18 protein-coding genes are annotated in these 18,730 nt (G+C 60.8%); 9 read left to right on the top strand and 9 right to left on the bottom strand.

What is annotated here, in order from left to right:
* Positions 1-41 precede the first annotated feature (41 nt).
* Both AC2FNR_RS16170 and trpS read right to left on the bottom strand, forming a co-directional pair.
* A complete protein-coding gene (locus AC2FNR_RS16170) occupies positions 42-905 on the bottom strand; it encodes a branched-chain amino acid aminotransferase (RefSeq protein WP_496850057.1) in 864 nt (287 codons plus the stop codon).
* Positions 906-964: 59 nt separating this feature from the next.
* Positions 965-1,993 carry a tryptophan--tRNA ligase gene (gene trpS / locus AC2FNR_RS16165; protein ID WP_496850055.1) on the bottom strand — a complete coding sequence of 343 codons (1,029 nt, stop codon included), beginning with the start codon at positions 1,991-1,993 and terminating at the stop codon, positions 965-967.
* Positions 1,994-2,079: 86 nt separating this feature from the next.
* Between trpS and AC2FNR_RS16160 the strand changes: the two genes are divergently transcribed.
* Positions 2,080-2,766 (top strand): rhomboid family intramembrane serine protease, encoded by a 687-nt coding sequence (locus AC2FNR_RS16160; RefSeq protein ID WP_496850053.1) that lies wholly within the window; start codon positions 2,080-2,082, stop codon positions 2,764-2,766.
* Here the strand turns inward: AC2FNR_RS16160 and murJ are convergent, their stop codons facing one another.
* From murJ to AC2FNR_RS16145, 3 genes are read right to left on the bottom strand one after another with little or no spacing between them, the layout of a single operon-like run.
* Positions 2,767-4,308, bottom strand: a complete 1,542-nt coding sequence (murJ, locus tag AC2FNR_RS16155; protein ID WP_496850052.1) for a murein biosynthesis integral membrane protein MurJ — start codon at positions 4,306-4,308, stop codon at positions 2,767-2,769.
* Positions 4,305-7,124: a [protein-PII] uridylyltransferase gene (locus tag AC2FNR_RS16150; protein ID WP_496850050.1), complete on the bottom strand. Its 2,820-nt coding sequence runs from the start codon at positions 7,122-7,124 to the stop codon at positions 4,305-4,307. Before AC2FNR_RS16150 ends, murJ begins: the two co-directional genes overlap by 4 nt.
* Complete coding sequence (locus tag AC2FNR_RS16145) at positions 7,084-8,256, bottom strand: penicillin-binding protein activator (protein ID WP_170724091.1); 1,173 nt, start codon at positions 8,254-8,256, stop codon at positions 7,084-7,086. The genes AC2FNR_RS16150 and AC2FNR_RS16145 overlap by 41 nt, the downstream gene beginning before the upstream one ends.
* 87 nt (positions 8,257-8,343) lie before the next feature.
* On the opposite strand from AC2FNR_RS16145, the gene rsmI reads away from it, so the two are divergent.
* The 3 genes from rsmI (at position 8,344) to gshB (ending at position 10,568) form a co-directional block, all read left to right on the top strand.
* Complete coding sequence (rsmI, locus tag AC2FNR_RS16140) at positions 8,344-9,201, top strand: 16S rRNA (cytidine(1402)-2'-O)-methyltransferase (protein ID WP_480866891.1); 858 nt, start codon at positions 8,344-8,346, stop codon at positions 9,199-9,201.
* A gap of 1 nt (position 9,202) precedes the next feature.
* Positions 9,203-9,574 carry a YraN family protein gene (locus AC2FNR_RS16135; RefSeq protein ID WP_496850048.1) on the top strand — a complete coding sequence of 124 codons (372 nt, stop codon included), beginning with the start codon at positions 9,203-9,205 and terminating at the stop codon, positions 9,572-9,574.
* A 61-nt stretch (positions 9,575-9,635) separates the two neighbouring features.
* A complete protein-coding gene (gene gshB / locus AC2FNR_RS16130; RefSeq protein ID WP_480866893.1) occupies positions 9,636-10,568 on the top strand; it encodes a glutathione synthase in 933 nt (310 codons plus the stop codon).
* Here the strand turns inward: gshB and AC2FNR_RS16125 are convergent.
* From AC2FNR_RS16125 to cobU, 4 genes are read right to left on the bottom strand one after another with little or no spacing between them, the layout of a single operon-like run.
* On the bottom strand, positions 10,565-12,076 hold the full coding sequence (locus tag AC2FNR_RS16125; protein ID WP_496850046.1) for a YifB family Mg chelatase-like AAA ATPase: 1,512 nt from the start codon (positions 12,074-12,076) through the stop codon (positions 10,565-10,567). The genes gshB and AC2FNR_RS16125 overlap by 4 nt on opposite strands.
* Before the next feature lie 45 nt (positions 12,077-12,121).
* Positions 12,122-13,003: a glutathione S-transferase N-terminal domain-containing protein gene (locus tag AC2FNR_RS16120; protein WP_496850044.1), complete on the bottom strand. Its 882-nt coding sequence runs from the start codon at positions 13,001-13,003 to the stop codon at positions 12,122-12,124.
* Positions 13,004-13,061: 58 nt separating this feature from the next.
* The gene (locus tag AC2FNR_RS16115; RefSeq protein ID WP_496850042.1) at positions 13,062-13,640 is read right to left on the bottom strand and encodes a histidine phosphatase family protein; all 579 of its coding nucleotides are present in this window, start codon (positions 13,638-13,640) and stop codon (positions 13,062-13,064) included.
* Entirely contained in the window at positions 13,637-14,158 is a 522-nt protein-coding gene (gene cobU / locus AC2FNR_RS16110) for a bifunctional adenosylcobinamide kinase/adenosylcobinamide-phosphate guanylyltransferase (protein ID WP_496850335.1), read from the bottom strand. The genes AC2FNR_RS16115 and cobU overlap by 4 nt, the downstream gene beginning before the upstream one ends.
* Before the next feature lie 99 nt (positions 14,159-14,257).
* Between cobU and AC2FNR_RS16105 the strand changes: the two genes are divergently transcribed.
* The 5 genes from AC2FNR_RS16105 (at position 14,258) to AC2FNR_RS16085 (ending at position 18,716) form a co-directional block, all read left to right on the top strand.
* Complete coding sequence (locus tag AC2FNR_RS16105) at positions 14,258-15,136, top strand: RNA polymerase factor sigma-32 (RefSeq protein WP_170353475.1); 879 nt, start codon at positions 14,258-14,260, stop codon at positions 15,134-15,136.
* Positions 15,133-15,948 (top strand): ChaN family lipoprotein, encoded by an 816-nt coding sequence (locus tag AC2FNR_RS16100; protein ID WP_496850040.1) that lies wholly within the window; start codon positions 15,133-15,135, stop codon positions 15,946-15,948. Before AC2FNR_RS16105 ends, AC2FNR_RS16100 begins: the two co-directional genes overlap by 4 nt.
* Before the next feature lie 63 nt (positions 15,949-16,011).
* A complete protein-coding gene (coaBC, locus tag AC2FNR_RS16095) occupies positions 16,012-17,208 on the top strand; it encodes a bifunctional phosphopantothenoylcysteine decarboxylase/phosphopantothenate--cysteine ligase CoaBC (protein WP_480866903.1) in 1,197 nt (398 codons plus the stop codon).
* 15 nt (positions 17,209-17,223) lie between these two features.
* Positions 17,224-17,679 (top strand): dUTP diphosphatase, encoded by a 456-nt coding sequence (dut, locus tag AC2FNR_RS16090; RefSeq protein WP_480866905.1) that lies wholly within the window; start codon positions 17,224-17,226, stop codon positions 17,677-17,679.
* The gene (locus tag AC2FNR_RS16085) at positions 17,679-18,716 is read left to right on the top strand and encodes a HesA/MoeB/ThiF family protein (protein ID WP_496850038.1); all 1,038 of its coding nucleotides are present in this window, start codon (positions 17,679-17,681) and stop codon (positions 18,714-18,716) included. Before dut ends, AC2FNR_RS16085 begins: the two co-directional genes overlap by 1 nt.
* Positions 18,717-18,730: the final 14 nt, after the last annotated feature.

The following is an 18,730-nucleotide window of genomic DNA, read 5'->3' as shown; positions in this document are numbered from 1 at the left end:
GGGCGATCATGCCCGACCAAATGCGCGCTGGCAACCGAAGCCTATCGCGTGCTGGCAGCCCAGTCCCAATACAACTCGCGCGCGCGACGGGCGACGGGGCCGACCTGATATTGCGTATCCTGCAACGCCGTGACCGGGGTGATCTTGCTCATGTTGCCGGTCATGAAGACCTCATCAGCTTTGTGGAAATCCTCGAAACTCAGGATCGCTTCGTGCACGGTCACACCGTCTGCACGCAGGTTTTCGATGTGGCGTGCGCGGGTGATTCCGGCCAGAAACGTACCGTTGGGGGTGGGGGTGAACACCTCGCCATCCCGGACCATGAAAATATTTGCGGTCGCGGTTTCGGCTACATGTCCCAAAGCATCCGCGACCAGGGCGTTTGAGAAGCCGTTGGACCGAACTTCTTGCAACATCCGCGCATTGTTGGGGTAAAGGCAGCCCGCCTTGGCGTTTACAACCGCCGATTCCAGAACCGGGCGACGGAAGCGCGTGTAGCCCAGTGTCACCGACGCAGATTCGGGCGCCATTGGAATCTCTTCGAGGCAAATCGCGAAGCCCGTACTGTTCTCCAGCGGTACGATTGCCGTGCGGTCGCCGTCGATGCCCCAGTACATCGGACGGATATAAACCGCTGCGTCGGGCGCATAACTTTCCAGCCCTTCGCGGATGATCTCGACCATCTGCTCGGTGGTCACAAACGGCGTCAGCATCAAAGCCTCGGCCGAGCGGTTCACGCGGGCACAGTGCGCCTCAAGATCGGGGACCAGACCGTCGAAATAGCGGGCTCCATCGAAGACGGACGACCCCAGCCAAGCGCCGTGATCGGCTGCCCGCATGATGGGCGCATCCCCGTCATGCCACTGACCTTCGAAATAGGTGCGAATATTCTTGCCGACTGCCATCACGCCCTCCCAAGCTTTGCGGCAAACCTAGGAAGACGCCGCGGTAACGTCCAGAGCAATCAGCCCTGTTTTGCGCCAACCATGCCCACGATTTCGTAAGTTTGTTGCAGGATCGGGGCGGCAACAGCGCGCGCCTTTTCTGCCCCATTGGCCAGAATCCGGTCAATCTCGTCCTCTTCGCCCATCAGGCGGGCCATCTCGCCCGAAATCGGAGCCAGTTTCGACACGGCCAGTTCGGCCAGCATCGGTTTGAACTCGCCAAACTGCTTGCCGCCAACCTCGGTCAGAACCTGCTCGGCGGTCTGATCGCTGAGCGCCGCGTAGATATTGACCAGATTGCGCGCCTCAGGGCGTTCGGACAGGCCATCCACATCCGAAGGCAGAGCATCGGGGTCGGTCTTGGCCTTGCGGATTTTCTTGGCAATCGTGTCGGCGTCATCGGTCATGTTGATCCGCGTCATATCCGACGGGTCCGAGGACGACATCTTGCGCGACCCGTCCCGCAGGTTCATCACGCGCGGCGCGGGGCCGCCGATGACGGGTTCGGTCACCGGGAAGAACTCGACGCCATAGTCATGGTTGAACTTGATGGCGATGTCGCGGGTCAGTTCCAGATGCTGTTTCTGATCCTCACCCACCGGCACATGCGTCGCGTGGTAGGTCAGGATGTCCGCCGCCATCAGCGCCGGATAGGCAAACAGACCCAGTGAGGCATTCTGAGCATTCTTGCCGGCCTTATCCTTGAACTGCGTCATCCGCTGCATCCAGCCCATCCGGGCGATACAATTGAAAATCCAGGCCAGTTGCGTGTGCTCGGGCACTTGGCTTTGATTGAACAGGATGGATTTTTCCGGGTCCAGACCAGCGGCGATGAAACCGGCGCAGACCTCGCGGGTCTTTTCGCGCAGGCGGGCGGGGTCCTGCCAGACGGTGATCGCGTGCAGATCGACCATGCAATAGATGGTCTCAAAATCGTCGCCCTGCATATCCACGAACCGCTTGAGCGCACCCAGGTAGTTGCCAAGGTGCAGGTTCCCCGACGGCTGGATGCCGGAAAACACACGCGGTGTGAACTGGGTGTCGGTCATCGAAGGGAACTCCCGTCTGGAAAAATAAGCCCCCGTCGCTTACCCATGAGGCCAAGGGACGTCAACAGCCGCGAAAGGCCAGCCCAATGAGCAGTGAGCATTATACACCCGCCGTGAACCCTCTGCCGCCCGTGGTGGCGGCGCTGACCTTGTTCATCTTCGGGATCGAACTGGCCCTGACGCTGGGCTCGCGCGGGTTGGTCGGCGGGCCATCGGCCGTGGGCTGGCGGCTGGATGCGTTGCAGCACTATTCCTTTTCGCCGGATATTTTCGACTGGATGATGGAAAACGGGCGCTGGCCGTTTGAACATCTGATCCGCTTAGTGACATATCCGTTCGTGTCGGCCAATTTCACTCAGGCCATCTTTGTCTGCGTCTTTGTTCTGGCCATGGGCAAAATGGTGGCCGAGGTTTTTGGCAGCGTGCAGATGCTGGTGATTTTTGTGCTGTCGGGCATCGGCGGGGCGCTGGCCTATGCGCTGCTGCTGGACCCGCAATATCCGCTGGTCGGAGGGTTCCCACCCGTCTACGGCCTGATCGGAGCGTTCACGTGGATTTTGTGGCGTAGGTTATCTTTGGTAGGCGAAAACCAGTCACGGGCCTTCAGCCTGATCGCTGTTTTGATGGGGATCCAGTTGTTGTTCGGTCTGATCTTCGGCGGCACGCTGGACTGGGTGGCCGATCTGGGCGGGTTCGCTACAGGCTTTGCACTGTCATTTGTGGTTGGCCCCGGTGGTTGGGCCCGGATCATTGGCGGTATCCGCCGCGACTGATCAGGACCGGCGCAGTGCCTTTTTGAACTCGGCGACCTCAAACGCTCGCAGCAGGTGGCCCAGCACAAAATACAGTACTGCCGCACCGATGATGAGGGCCAACAGTGCTACATAGCGCCAGCCTGGCAGGTGAAATGCCCATCCGAACAGGGAAAGTGCGGCAAATAGGCCGACGCCCATCCCAAGCGATGCGGCCACGATCCGCCATGCCCGTCGTTTGAACCGGTCATCAAAGCGCGCCTCCTCGCCCATGCGCCGAGCGCCCAGCGCCAGCAGTCCGACCATTGCCCACCCGGCGACCGAGGCCGCAATCGCAGGCGCAATCCAGCCCAGCAGCGGATAAAGCCCAAAGGCCAGCCCCGCGTTCACCACCATCGCCACCACCGCATAGCGGAACGGAGATTTTGTGTCCTCGCGCGCGAAGAACAGCGGTTGCAGCAGCTTTTGCAACATGAAAGCCGGCAGGCCGATACCATAGATCGCCACGGCCAGCGCGGTGGCGGCGGTATCCTCGGCGGTGAATTGGCCGCGCTCGAACAGGACCGAGACCAGAGGGATCGGCATGATCACAAAGGCCACTGTTGACGGAAGGGTCAGCAGCAGCGTGAACTCTCCGGCGCGGGAAAAGGCGTTGCGGGCGCCGTCTTTGTCACCCGCACGCAGGCGGCGAGACAGGTCAGGCAGCAACACGATTCCAACGGCGATGCCCACCACACCCAAGGGCAGTTGATACAGCCGGTCCGCGGCAAACAACCAACTGACCGCGTTTTCGGTTTTTGAGGCCACAAGCTGCCCCACCACAAGATTGACCTGCGTCACCCCCATCGCCAGCGCGGCGGGGACGGCAATGCGGACCATACGCTTCATCTCAGGGCTGAGTTTCGGCAGGCCGGGGCGGATGCGGATACCCGCGCGCTCGGTCGCGACCCAGACCAGCGCAAGCTGCGCCACACCGGCCAAGGGGATGATGGCGATCAGCCAGCGGATGACTTCGCCACCCGACAGTGCTCCGGCGATCATGGCGGTGCAGGCGAAAATGTTCAGCAGAACGGGCGCTGCGGCAGCAGCCGCAAAGCGGCCCGTGGCGTTCAGAACGCCCGAAAACAGTGCTGCCAGTGACATGAACAAGATGTAGGGGAAAACCACGTAACCATAATCCACGGCCAGATCGAACCGGTCGTCGCCGTAAAACCCTTCGGCGGTGATCCAGACCAGTGCGGGCATGAACACCATCGCCAGCCCAACCAGCGCCAAAACGGACACAGCCAGCAGGTTGAAGGCGTCCTGTGCGAAACCTTCGGCGTTCTCGTCCCCTTCCAGCCGTTTGGAAAACATCGGGACGAAGGCCGCGTTGAACGCACCTTCGGCAAAGAAGCGGCGGAACATGTTGGGCAGGCGGAAGGCGGCCACAAAGGCGTCCATCACCGGGCCCGGCCCGATAAAAGCCGTCAGCAGGATTTCCCGCAGGAACCCCAATATCCGACTGGCCAGGGTCCAGAACCCGACCGTGAACAGGCCCGAGAACAGCCGGATCTGCTTCATGATTCCGCGCGCTCGGCGCCCTCGGTGATGGCTTTGCGCAGCTTGGCCTCAAGCCCACGCTGCTTGCTTTCGGAGTGGTATTTCAGCCCGAACATATCCTTGACATAGAACGTGTCCACCACCTGCTCGCCATAGGTCGCGATCACCGCGTTGGCGACATAGACATTCGCTGCGGCCAGCGTGCGTGCCAGATCATAGAGCAGACCGGGGCGGTCGCGGGTATCGACCTCGATAATCGTATAGATTTCAGACCCGTCATTGTCGAAGATGATATGTGTCGGCACGTTAAAGGCGCGTTCGCGTTTCTTGATCTTGTCGCGCGATTTCAGCGCGTCGCGCGCCACAACTTCGCCCTTTAGCGTTTTGTGTATCATCTGCGTCAGGCGTGGCAGGCGGCTGGCTTCGAATGGGCGGCCATCTGCGTCCTGTATCCAGAACGCATCCGTGACATAACCATCCTTGGTCGTATAGCTACGCGCATCGACCACGTTTGCCCCAACCAGCGCCAAGGCCCCCGCAATCCGTGCAAAGATGCCCGGATGGTCGCCCATGGCGAAACAGGCGCGGGTGGCGTCGCGGTCCTCGTCCGGTTGCAGGCGAATCTCCATCGCGCCCGCGTCGCCACTGCGGTCAAGTGCCTGCAGCATCTCCGCGAATTCCACATGGGTCGAGAGGTTGAGCCCCTGCCAATACGGGTCGTAATGCCGCCCGGTCTCGGTCTTGAGGTCGGCCTTGGACCAATCGGCCAATTCGGCGCGTAGGGTCTTTTTCGCCTCAGCCCCGCGATTGGCACGGTTGAGGTCTTCCATCCCGGTCTCAAGCGCGCGTTTGGTTTCCGCGTGCAGTGCGCGCAACAGGGTGGCCTTCCAGTTGTTCCAGGTATCCGGACCAACGCCGCGAATGTCACAGACCGTCAGGACAGTCAGCAGGTCCAACCGCTTGACCGTTTTCACCGCCTTAGCAAAGTCGCGCACTGTGCGCGGGTCGGAAATATCGCGCTTCTGCGCCATGTCGGACATCAGCAAATGATAGCGCACCAGCCATTCGACCGTTTCCGCGTCAGCCTTGTTCAACCCAAGCCGAGGTGCAATTTTGCGGGCCAACTGTGCGCCGAGGATCGAGTGATCTTCAGGCCGCCCCTTGGCAATATCGTGGATCAGCAGGGCGACATACAGAACCTTGCGGTTCACCCCCTTTTTCAGAATCGAAGAGGCCAGCGGTAGTGACTCAATCAACTCGCCCCGTTCGATCTGGGCGAGGTTCACGATGCACTGGATGGTGTGCTCGTCCACCGTGTAGCTGTGATACATGTTGAACTGCATCATCGCGACGATGTGCTCGAATTCCGGGATAAAGGCCGACAGGACCCCCAACTCGTTCATCCGGCGCAGGGCGCGTTCTGGATTGCCATGTTTCAGCATCAGATCAAGGAAGATGCGCTGGGCTTCCTTGTCCTCGCGCATGTCGTCGTCGATCAGGTTCAGATTGGCTGTTACCAAGCGCATAGCATCCGGGTGAATCAGCATGCCCGTGCGCAACCCTTCCTCGAACAGACGCAGCAGGTTCACCTTATCGGACAGGAACTGGTCCGGGTCAGCGACGTCCAAACGACCATGAACGACTTGATACCCTGCCTTGACCCGTGGGCGACGGCGGAAAATCCGTTCCAGCAGCGGTGCGCCCTTCATGTGCGCGGCTTCCAGCTTGGTCAAGAAGATGCGGGTCAATTCGCCCACCATCGTCGCCTCGCGGAAATACCGCTGCATGAAAACCTCGACGGCACGGCGACCGGCGCGATCCTCATAGCCCATGCGATCGGCCACCTCGACCTGCATATCGAAGGTAAGGTGCTCAGTGGCGCGGCCAGTCACCAGATGCAGATGCGAGCGTACGGCCCACAGGAACTCCTCGGCCTCGTCGAAGGTTTTGTACTCGTCTTCTGTTATCAGCCCCAGCGGTACAAATTCAGACACGTCCTGAACGTCGTATATGTATTTCGCGATCCAATACAGCGACTGCAGGTCGCGCAGCCCGCCTTTGCCTTCTTTGACATTAGGCTCGACCATATAACGCTGGCCCTGCTTTTTGTGACGCTCGTCACGCTCTTGCAGTTTGGCTTCGATAAATTGACGTTCGGTGCCTTTGAACAACTCGTCCCGCAGGCGGGTTTTGAGTTCATCGCCCAAGGCCGTGTCGCCCGCCAGATAACGCTGCTCCAGCATAGCTGTGCGGATGGTGAAATCCTCGCCCCCAAGCCGCAGACAATCCTTGATGGTGCGCGAAGAATGCCCGACCTTCAGACGCAAATCCCACAGGATATACAGCATGGACTCGATCACGCTTTCGGCCCAGGCAGTGATTTTGTAGGGCGTCAAAAACAGCAGATCGACATCTGACGCGGGGGCCATCTCGCCCCGCCCATAGCCGCCCACAGCCAGAACGGCGATCTTTTCGCCCTGCGTCGGCGTGGCCAGAGGGTGAAGGTCATGGCTTGCGACCTGCATGGCGGTGCAGACCAGTCCATCGGTCAGATAGGTGTAAGAATGGGTCAGCGGCCGGGCGTCGAACGGGCGTTGGGAAAACGCATCAGCGATGGCTTGCCGCCCTGCCTTTTGGGCATCCCGCAGAATGCGCACGCATTCGGCCCGGCGCGCGGTGTTGTTTGATACGTTTTCAAAGGCTTCCGACAGTTGCGCCAGAACGGTGGTGCTGTCGAATATGTCTTGGGCCGGGCAGATCAGCTCACCTTTTGGGGTGAGCGTCAGTGCCGGTCGATCAGAAACCGGCGCCTGAGAAGCTTTGTGGGGCAGGGTCAATCACTACTACCTGTTTGTTCTGGATCGTGGCAACTGCCAGACCGCGTTCGTTGGTACCGTTCGAGCGCAGGCGAAAGATGCCGCCCACGCCCTGGAAACCGGCATTTTGTGTCAGGGCCGAAGCCGTAAGCGCATCCGATTTACCCTGGCTGACCAAGGCTCCGATTGCTGCGATGCCGTCGTATGCCAGCCCGCTGATAGGGTGCGGTGCCTCACCATAGGTATTGTTGTACCGCTGACGATAGGACTGTGCCTTGGCCGGGTCGGGTAGCGCGAACCATCCCCCCTGCACGCCCGGCAATTCAAGCGTCTGAGCCGGAATATCCCAGCGTGTCAGACCGATATATTGCGTCGTTGCTGGCGAGACACCCGCCTCTGGCAGCAACTGCGAATAGAGTGGCAACGCACCAGCCGTGGTTGCCGTAAGGAACACCGAGTCAGCCGCAGATGCATCCACCGTGGCCTTGATTGTCGGAACCGAGTTGATCACGCCCTGCTGAGACCGGTCATAGCCGACTGTTCCAGCGTTGTTGACGCGACTGTTACTTAGCGCGTTGGCGATGGCAGATTGTCCCAACTGGCCTGCCGCATCGTTACTGTGCACGATGACCATGTTGTTTTTGCCCCGCGAACCGGCAAAATTAACGAGTCGGTTAGCCGTGTTGTCGAAGGTGGGGCCCAGGACAAAGACGTTCCCGCCCGCGATGCTGGTGTTGTTCGAGAACGACAGGACATTCACGTTGTTGTTTAAAACGGCTAACCCTGCCGAGTTTGCTGCCTGCGCGTAAACCGGACCCAGGATAACCTTTGCACCATCCGCCACGGCCCGTTGGGCCACCTCCGCCGCTGTGTTCGAGCTGCCGCGCGTGTCATAAACCCGAAGGTCGATCTGCACATTTTGCAAATCTGCCATGGCCATACGTGCTGCATTCTCAAGGCTTCGGGCCAAGGCCGCATCGCCCGAATTGGCCGATCCCGCCGGAACCAGCAGCGCCACAGGCACCGGCTTAGAGGTGTTAATCGATGGCCCTCCGCCCAGTCCTGTTGTCTCACAGGCGGTCAGAAAAGCGGCGGTGGCCAAAACGGCGGCGGTTTTCGCCAGTTTGCGAACGGGCTTGCAAACGGTAAACATCTGAATGAAAACTCCCTGTCCCGGCGACTTGAAAGACGCCATTTTATTAGGTCGCGATAATAAACGTCACGCTGCGAGGGTCCAGCTTTGAATCACCAAAAAGTCAGATTGGGCGCGGGCCTGTATTTTGTCGCCACTCCGATCGGAACGGCGCGCGATATCACGCTCAGGGCGCTGGATGTGCTGGCCTCGGCTGATGTGGTCGCTGCCGAGGATACCCGCAGCCTTCGGCGCCTGATGGAGATTCACGGTGTGCCGTTGGAGGGACGGCGCATTCTGGCCTATCACGATCACAGCGGTGCAGGCGCGCGGGGCAAGATCCTGGACGCGCTGGCCGAAGGGAAATCGGTTGCCTATGCCTCTGAGGCTGGGATGCCACTGATTGCTGATCCGGGTTATGATCTGGGGCGTCAGGCGGCTGAGGCCGGTCACATGGTGACCTGTGCGCCCGGGCCATCGGCGGCTTTAATGGCCCTGACACTGGCCGGATTGCCAACGGATGCGTTCTTTTTTGCCGGATTCTTGCCCAATGCATCGGGCGCACGCCGGGCACGGATCGAGGCGTTGCGCGACATACCCGGCACGCTTGTTTTCTACGAATCGCCAAAGCGTGTCGCGGCCTGCCTGTCCGATCTGGCAGATGTATTGGGAGAGTCGCGTCATGCCGCCCTGTGCCGCGAATTAACCAAGAAATTCGAAGAGGTTCGCCGCGGGACCCTGAAAGACCTTGCCCAAGGGCTGCAGGATCAGACCATCAAAGGCGAAATTGTTCTTCTGGTGGATCGCAGCCATTCGGAAACTGTTAACGAATCTGACGTAGAAGAAGCTCTGAAAAGGGCCTTGGAAACCCATTCGGTTCGGGATGCGGCGGATCTGGTTTCGGAAATGTACAAACTTCCGCGCCGTCCGATTTATCAAAAGGCGCTGAAACTGGGAAAGGGATGACATGTCCGCGCGCGCTGTTCGAAGCTCTGTGTCTTATCAGGCGGGTCAATCCGCCGAGATGCGGGTTGCGACCGACTATGAACGTCGCGGCTTTTCGATTGCGCATCGTCGTTGGCGCGGGGCCGGTGGGGAAATAGACCTGATCGCGCGTAACGCCGATGGTCTGGTGTTCATCGAGGTCAAGAAAAGCAGCAGTTTTGACGCGGCGGCGGCGCGGATCAATCGGCGACAGATGAACCGGATTTGTGCCTCGGCGGCGCAGTTTCTAGAACATGAACCCGATGGGCAGCTGACAAATGTGCGCTTTGACGCCGCGCTTGTGGACGCCTCGGGCGCTGTTCAAATCATCGAAAACGCCTTTGACGAGGCCTGACCCCCATTGATCCCGTGGCCCTGCTGGGCCATGTATCTGGCGTGAAACTGAGGGACACGCCATGAAAATCGCCTTTCAGATGGACCCGATCGGGGCCGTGGATATTAATGCAGACAGCTCATTCCGACTGGCCGAAGAGGCGCAGGCGCGTGGGCACTCACTGTTTTTCTACGGGCCGGATCAGTTGGCGTATCAGGAAGGGCGGGTCACGGCGCGCGGCCACGACATGACCGTTCAGCGCGTGGCGGGCAATCCGGCAGAGCTGGGCCCCGAGCGTGAGGTTGATCTGGCTGATTTCGATGTGATCTGGCTGCGTCAGGATCCTCCGTTCGATATGCACTATATCACGTCAACGCATTTGCTGGACCGTCTGAAGGGCAAGGCGCTGGTGGTCAATGATCCGTTCTGGGTGCGCAATTACCCCGAAAAACTGCTGGTTCTGGATTTCCCCGATCTAACGCCGCCGACGACCATCGCGCGTGATTTACAGACGATCAAAGCGTTCAAGGAAAAGCATGGCGATATCATTCTCAAGCCGCTTTATGGCAACGGCGGTGCGGGCGTGTTCCGGCTGGATGCCAATGACCGAAATCTGACCTCATTGCATGAACTGTTCACCGGGTTCTCGCGTGAGCCGCTGATCGTGCAGAAGTTCCTGCCCGACGTCAGCAATGGCGACAAACGGGTGATTCTGGTTGATGGTGAGGCAGTCGGCGCAATCAACCGTGTGCCGGCCAAGGGAGAGACGCGGTCGAACATGCATGTGGGTGGCCGCCCGGAAAAGATCGGCCTGTCCGACCGGGATTTGGAGATTTGCGCCGCCATCGGTCCGTTGCTGAAGGAAAAAGGCCAGATCTTCGTCGGTATCGACGTGATCGGAGATTATCTGACTGAGATCAACGTGACCTCGCCCACCGGTATTCAGGAGTTGGAGCGGTTCGACGGTGTGAACATCGCCGAAAAAATCTGGCAGGCGATTGAGGCCAAGGTTTAAGACGCCGCCCGGGCGCTGATGCGAAAGCTCAGCGCCTCGGCCACGTGGGGTCGGCGGATATCTGGCGCGCCTTCAAGATCAGCAATGGTGCGCGCGACCCGCAGGATGCGGTGATAGGCGCGCGCCGACAGGCCGAACCGTTCGGCGGCTTTCAGCAACAGCTCTTTGCCTTCGGCGTCGGGGGCGGCGATTTCCTCCAACAACTTACCCTCCATATCCGCGTTCTGGCGGGGCTCCATGCCCTCAAACCGCTCCGCCTGCACAGTACGGGTGGCTTCGACCCTTGCGGCAACGGTGGCAGAGCTGTCTCCGGAAGGCGGCAGGTCCAAATCGGTGAACCCGACCGGAGGCACCTCAATCCGCAAGTCGAACCGATCCAAAAGCGGGCCAGAGATACGGCCCAGATAATCCTCACCACAGACTGGCGCGCGGGAACAGGCGCGGGCGGGGTCCGTTAGATATCCGCATTTGCAGGGGTTGGCGGCGGCCACCAGCATGAAGCGACAAGGGTATTTCATATGGGCATTGGCGCGGGCGACCATGACCTCGCCCGTTTCAATCGGTTGGCGCAGGGTTTCCAGAACGGTGCGCGGAAATTCGGGGAATTCGTCCATGAACAGAACTCCGTTATGAGCCAAGGAAATCTCACCGGGTTTGGCACCCCGGCCGCCTCCGACAATTGCAGCCATTGAGGCGGTATGGTGCGGCTCGCGAAACGGACGGGTGCGGCTGATCCCGCCTTCGTCCAGCAACCCGCAGAGTGATTGGATCATAGAGGTTTCCAGCGCCTCTGATGGTGTCAGAGGCGGCAGGATGCCCGGCAGGCGCGCGGCCAGCATGGATTTGCCCGACCCCGGAGTGCCGATCATGATCAAGTGGTGCCGCCCGGCGGCGGCAATTTCCAACGCGCGTTTGGCCCGCTCTTGCCCTTTCACATCGCGCAGGTCGCGGACGCTGGGCGCAAGGCTGACCTCGCCGGGTTGGGCGGCGGATAAAGGGGCTTGGCCCGAGAAGTGCCGCACAACATCGCCCAATGACGTGGCCCCGATAACCTGCGTGGCATCGACCCAAGCCGCCTCGGCGCTGGAGGCTTTGGGGCACAGCAGCGCGCGATCTTCGGCGGCGGCGGTCATGGCAGCGGGCAGAGCGCCGACCACGGGTACAAGCGATCCGTCCAGTGACAGCTCACCCAAGGACACCGCACCTTCGGCGGCGTCGGAAGGAATGATCTCCAGCGCGGACAGCAGCGCGACGGCGATGGGCAGGTCGAAATGGCTGCCTTCTTTTGGCAGATCGGCGGGCGAAAGGTTGATGGTGATGCGTTTCGACGGCAGCGCGATGGCCATGGAACTGAGCGCGCTGCGCACGCGGTCGCGGGCCTCGGACACGGCCTTGTCGGGCAGGCCGACGATGGAAAAAGCGGGCAGGCCCGGCGAGACGGCGCATTGCACCTCGACCGGGCGGGCCTCGACTCCTTGGAAAGCGACGGTGTGAGAGCGGGCGACCATGAACGACCTTTTTGGTTAACAGGTCGTTGCTGGCACGCAGGCGGTTTAGGAATCGTTAACGCCTGCGACCATGGCAGAGAATTTCGGCCACGCGCCCGGATCTGCGGCGGTTTTGTCACGGCAGAACGGGTTGCAGAAGCCCCAAATGCGGCCATCCAATTCAAGGAAATCCGTCACAGTGTCGCCGGAATAGGGGCAGATGGCGTTGACCGAGGGGCCTGCGTCCACAACGCGGGCTACGGGCGAGCCGACTGGCCAGGGTTGTGTTGCCAATCCCAGTGCGTAGGGGAAGGGGTCATAGGACACAGTCAATCCCATCGCGCGCCATTGGCGGACGGACAGGTCTGACAGCAGGTCAAGGCAATAGACCCGGTTTGCGTCCGAGACTGGCAGACCATAGCCGATAATCCGCGCGGCCACCGGCGTATAGAAGACATCCGCCAGGGAATAGTCGCCAAACAGCGGACCGGAGGTGGCCCCGGACACGCTGCGAGCATGGGCCCAAAGGGTCTCGATCCGGTCAAGGTCGCGCAAGGTATCTGCTGAGGGTTCAAACCCGGTCCAGCAATGGTGCAACTGCATCGGGCATTCGCCGCGCAAGGCGGTGAACCCGGCCACCATCTCGGCGCATAACCAGCGCGCGGTGGCGCGGGCGGCTGGATCTGCAGGCCACAGCCCGGCGTCGGGATGTCGTTCGGCCAGAGTTTCGGCCATGGCGAGGCTTTCGCCTACCACCGTCCCGTCGGGCATGCGCAAGGCGGGCACCAGACGGGCGGGGGCGAGTGGCTTCATATCCTCAGTCATGGTGCCGGAATAGAGGCCGATCATTTGGGTTTTGTAAGGCAGGCTGAACTTTTCCAGCATCAGCCAGCCGCGCATGGACCAGCTGGAAAACAGTCGGTCCCCGATAAACAGATCATAGGTCATAGGTGCAGGATGGCGCGGACAATCGCGTCGGTAAATCAGTGATTTGTGCGCTGGTGCATCACGCGAGGTGATTGATCCGACCGACCGACCAGCGATCCCCGTGATGGGTCAGTTCCGTGACCGAGAGGTTGTCTATCTTGTGGCTGAACGCCTCTTGTGCGGTCACGTCCAGCGCGCGCTGTACCTGTGTCAGGATCACGCCGAAATGCACCACGACGACCAGATCGCGCCCGCTATGATCGGCAATCAGCCGGTCGATCACGGCATCTACCCGCGTACGCACCTCGTTCCAGCTTTCGCCGCTTGGGGGCCGCACGTCGCCGGGATTGTCCCAATAGGCGAAGGCCAGTTCGGGGTCTTCGGCCTCAATCTCGCGGAAGCCGCGCAGCTCCCACGTGCCGAAATTGATCTCGCGCAGGTCGGGGTGATGGGGCAGGCGGGTGCGTGTTCCCTGAATGGCCGAGGCCGTATCCGCGGCGCGGGACAGGTCGGATGAGATAACAACCGCATCAGACGGCAGATGGTCATGCAAACGCTGGATCGCCACTGTGTCGCTGAGATCAGCGGGCAGGTCGGACCAGCCGACCATGGTTTTGGCATGGGTCGGGCCGTGGCGGACAAGATGCAGGCGAGTCACGGCAGCTGTCCTTTCAGTGCCAGAGGCAGCCCGGCTGTGACTTGCACCACCAGATCGGCCTGCGCGGCCAATGCGATGTTCAGCCGTCCCTGTGCCTCGCGAAAGCGGCGGGACAGGGCGTTATCGGGGACAATGCCGTGGCCGACTTCGTTCGATACGACTACAATCTGGGCTTTGCAGGTATTCAGCGCATCCAAAAGCTGGGCTTGTTCTTGTTCCAGATCATTTTCCGCCAACATATGATTGGTCAGCCACATCGTCGCACAGTCAATCAGACAGACCTGATCCTGCGTCAGAGCGGCCAGAGCAGGGTGCAGGTCGAACGGAGCCTCGATCGTCGTCCAACCCTCCCCTCGTTGCTTCACGTGCGACTTCACCTTTTTGTGCATTTCATCATCAAACACTTGTGAAGTCGCGAGGTAAATGCGGATTTTCCCTGTTGAAACAGTGAGTTGTTCGGCAAATGCCGACTTTCCCGAGGCTGCTCCGCCCATAACAAAGGTCAAATCCGAACCCACTGGTGTTACCTTCCATGTGATCCACCCGGTTTTGTCCTGCGTATCGACCACAAGTCGACAAGGCAAGGCTGGCTAGGCCTGCGAAAAAGGGAGGCTTCCATGGCTCTGGATAATACAAACGATTTTTCGATGTCGCGACAGGCGATGAAAGCGGAACTGCTGGACGCAGAAACCGAGCTTAAACTGGCGTATGCGTGGCGAGATCACCGCGACGAGCAAGCCCTGCATCGCTTGATTACCGCCTATATGCGGCTGGCGATTTCCATGGCGGCCAAATTCAAACGGTACGGCGCGCCGATGAACGATCTGATCCAGGAGGCCGGTTTGGGCCTTATGAAAGCTGCCGACAAGTTCGACCCGGACCGGGGCGTGCGGTTCTCGACCTATGCAGTCTGGTGGATCAAGGCCAGCATTCAGGATTACGTGATGCGCAACTGGTCGATGGTGCGCACCGGCTCGACCTCATCCCAGAAATCTCTGTTTTTCAATATGCGTCGTGTGCAGGCCCGGCTGGAGCGTGAGGCCGCGACGGATGGAATGGATTTGGACCGCCATCAGTTGCATCAAATGATCGCCGCAGAAATCGGTGTGCCTTTGCGTGACGTCGAAATGATGGAAGGCCGCCTTTCGGGATCGGATTTCTCGCTGAACGCGGTTCAATCTGCGGATGAGGATGGTCGCGAGTGGATTGACGCGCTGGAAGATGAGCGCGAACAAGCTGCCGAAATGGTCGAAAACAGCCATGATATGGAACAGCTGCGCCATTGGCTGGTCGCCGCGATGCAATCGCTCAACGAGCGCGAGCGGTTTATCGTCCGCGAACGGAAACTACGTGAGCCTTCGCGTACCTTGGAAAGCCTGGGGCAGGAATTGGGTCTTTCAAAAGAACGGGTGCGTCAGCTTGAAGCGGCGGCATTCGTAAAAATGCGCAAGAACCTTGAAGCGCAATCGCGCGAGGTGCAACACTTCATCGCATGAGACAGTTTGCGATTCTGCTGTGCGCGTTTGTGGTTTCAGCCGGTATAGGCCGGGCTGACGGTTTGATTCCGGATGACGTCGCCGATGCGATGCGTGCGGCTGACGTGGTGATCCTGGGTGAAATCCACGACAACCCACAGCATCACATCGTCCAAAAAGAAGCGTTAGAGATCATCAACCCCTCGGCCGTGGTCTGGGAAATGGTCACCGAAGAGGGCGCGCAACGGCTGGCTCAGAAAGCTGCGACCAATCCCGAGGAATTGGACCGTATTCTGAAATGGGCCGAGATGGGGTGGCCGTCCCTCAGCATGTATTACCCGGTCTTTCGGGCTTCCGATGCGCCGGTCTATGGGGCGATGGTGCCCCGTGCGGCAGCGCGCGCCGCAATGGAACGGGGGGCTGCAACCGCGTTGGGCGCGGATGCAGCGCGCTATGGGTTGACCGTGCCTCTTTCGGCTGCGGATCAGGCTGCACGCGAGGCAGATCAACTGGCGGCGCATTGCGATGCGCTCCCGCAAGAGGCGCTGCCTCAGATGGTGGCCATCCAACGTTTGCGCGACGCGGTTCTGACGCGTTCGATCTTGCGTGCCGATGACGAAACAGGCGGGCCGATTGCTGTGATAACTGGCAATGGGCATGCCCGCAAGGATCGCGGGATTCCGACGTTCACGTCCCGGCTGCGCCCTGGTTTGAAAGTCTTTGTGTTGGGGCAGTCCGAGGATGGTGCGATCTCAGGCGAGTTTGACGCGGTGATCGACAGCCCTTCGGTCGAACGCGAAGACCCTTGTCTGGCCTTCCAGACACAGAATTAACCGCTGGAACTGTTTGGTCTGCTTGCCTAATGTCAGGGCCGACCGGGACGGGAAGGGCTGAACATGCTGGCATCGAAACGAATTCTGCTGATCATCGGCGGAGGCATCGCAGCCTATAAATCGCTGGATCTCATCCGCCGCCTGCGCGAACGCGGCGCGGCCGTGACCCCGGTTCTGACCCGCGCGGCTGAAGAATTCGTGACGCCTTTGTCCGTGTCTGCCTTGGCCGGAGAGAAGGTCTATCGCGATCTCTTCGATCTGACCGATGAGGCCGAGATGGGCCATATCCAACTGTCCCGCTCTGCCGATCTTGTAGTGGTTGCCCCGGCCACTGCCGATCTGATGGGAAAGATGTCCAGCGGGCTGGCCAACGACATGGCCTCGACCCTGCTGATGGCGACCGACACGCCGGTTCTGTGTGCGCCTGCGATGAATGTACGGATGTGGGATCACCCGGCGACACAGCGCAATCTGGCGCAGCTGCAGGCCGATGGCATCCGCTTTGTCGGCCCGAACGAGGGCGATATGGCCTGCGGCGAATACGGCCCCGGCCGCATGTCCGAACCGCTTGAGATCGTCGCAGCGGTTGAGGGCCAGTTGGGCGGCGGCCCGTTGCAGGGCAAGCGTATTCTGGTCACGTCGGGCCCTACCCATGAACCCATCGACCCGGTGCGCTATATCGCCAACCGGTCCTCGGGCGCGCAAGGAACGGCGGTGGCGCGGGCGCTGGCCGCGCTGGGGGCCGAGGTGGTGTTTGTCACCGGCCCGGCGGATGTGGCTCCGCCCCAAGGCGTACAGGTGGTTGCGGTCGAGACCGCGCAACAGATGTCGGATGCGGTGGACGCCGCCTTGCCCGTGGATGCGGGCGTGTTTGCGGCGGCTGTGGCGGATTGGCGGGTGGCCAGCGCCTCGGACCGGAAGCTGAAGAAAACCCGCGACGGCCTGCCCGCGCTGGAATTTGCGGAAAACCCCGACATTCTGAAACGCGTCTCGCATCTGGAAACGGGTCGCCCCGCGCTGGTCGTGGGCTTCGCCGCCGAGACCGATAGTGTGATCGAACACGCCACCGCGAAGCGCGCGCGTAAGGGGTGCGACTGGATTGTGGCCAATGATGTCAGTCCCGCCACCGGCATCATGGGCGGGTCCGAGAATGCGGTCACGCTGATTTCGGACGCAGGGGCCGAAGAATGGCCACGTATGAGCAAGGACGCTGTGGCCGAGCGGTTTGCGCGCAAGATCGCCGACGCGCTGACCGCGTGAGGGAAAGGAAACAAGATGGTTGCAATTCGCGTGATCCGCGAGGACGGCTCTGACCCCTCAGTACCGTTGCCGTCCTACGAAACCACCGGCGCGGCGGGGGCGGATGTGCGGGCCAACCTGCCGGGTGGCGCGTCGATGACGTTGGAGCCTGGCCAGCGCGCCTTGGTTCCCACCGGTCTGCGGATCGAAGTCCCGAATGGCTATGAGGTGCAGGTGCGCCCAAGGTCCGGGCTGGCGTTGAAACATGGGATCACGTTGCCTAACGCCCCGGGTACAATCGACAGCGACTATCGCGGACCGCTTGGCGTGATCGTACTGAATGCCGGGCAGGAGGTGTTCGAGATCACCCACGGCGAACGCATTGCGCAGCTTGTCGTGGCTCCGGTCGTTCAGGCCACGTTCGAAACCGCCGATACGCTCAGCGACACCGAACGCGGCGCGGGTGGGTTCGGCTCGACCGGGCGCGGCTGATGCTGCTGGTTTTCATTCTGGCTGCCGGGCTGTGGGGCGTGGGCTATCTGGCGGGCGTGTCGCGCACCGCACGCATGACATCCGTCGGGGTGCTGCTGTTGGGCGTGATCACGGCGCAACTGGTTCTGCCGGATGGCCACCCCTTGCGTCAGGCGACTGGCGGCTCTGCAGCGATGTGGCTGATCTTGGGTGGTTTCGCGGTTCTGGTTCTGGTTTATGGAAGGGTGCTGAAAGCGTTGCGAAACCGTGCAACGCCCGCCACGAAGGAGCCCGCCATGCCATCCGACCATTTCTCTGAGACCGAACTGGAACGTTATGCTCGCCATATCGTATTGCGGGAATTGGGCGGACCGGGTCAGAAAAAGATGAAACAGGCCCGTGTGCTGGTCATTGGCGCTGGTGGTCTGGGCGCGCCCGCCCTGCAATATCTGGCCGCAGCCGGGGTTGGAACCATCGGTGTGATCGACGATGACGAGGTCGAGAACGCGAACCTGCAACGTCAGGTGATCCACCGCGACGCGGATATCGGGATGCCCAAGGTGTTCTCGGCGCAGCAGGCCATGCAGGCGCAAAATCCTAATGTGATCGTTCTGCCCTATCACCGTCGTTTGACCGAAGAGATCGCGCAGGATTTGTTTGCCGATTTCGATCTGATCCTCGATGGGACTGACAATTTCGACACTCGCTATCTGGCCAACCGCACGGCGGTTGCGCTGGGCAAGCCGCTGATCTCGGGTGCGCTGTCGCAATGGGAAGGGCAACTGAGCGTCTTTGACCCCGCTCATAACGCCCCCTGCTATCAGTGCATCTTCCCCGAGGCCCCGGCCCCCGGATTGGCCCCGTCGTGTTCCGAGGCGGGGGTGATCGGCCCTCTGCCCGGCGTTGTGGGCTCGATGATGGCGGTTGAGGCGATCAAGGTGATCACCGGGGCGGGGCAGGCCCTGCGCGGTGAAATGCTGATCTATGACGCGCTTTATGGTGAAAGCCGCAAGATCACACTGTCACGCCGCGCCGATTGCCCGATTTGTGGTAAGTGACCGCGCGCACTGGA

It is taken from the genome of Ruegeria sp. SATB045, from assembly GCF_059613525.1.
The sequence above is the reverse complement of the archived record's forward strand: the minus strand, read 5'-3'. Positions and strand labels throughout refer to the sequence as shown.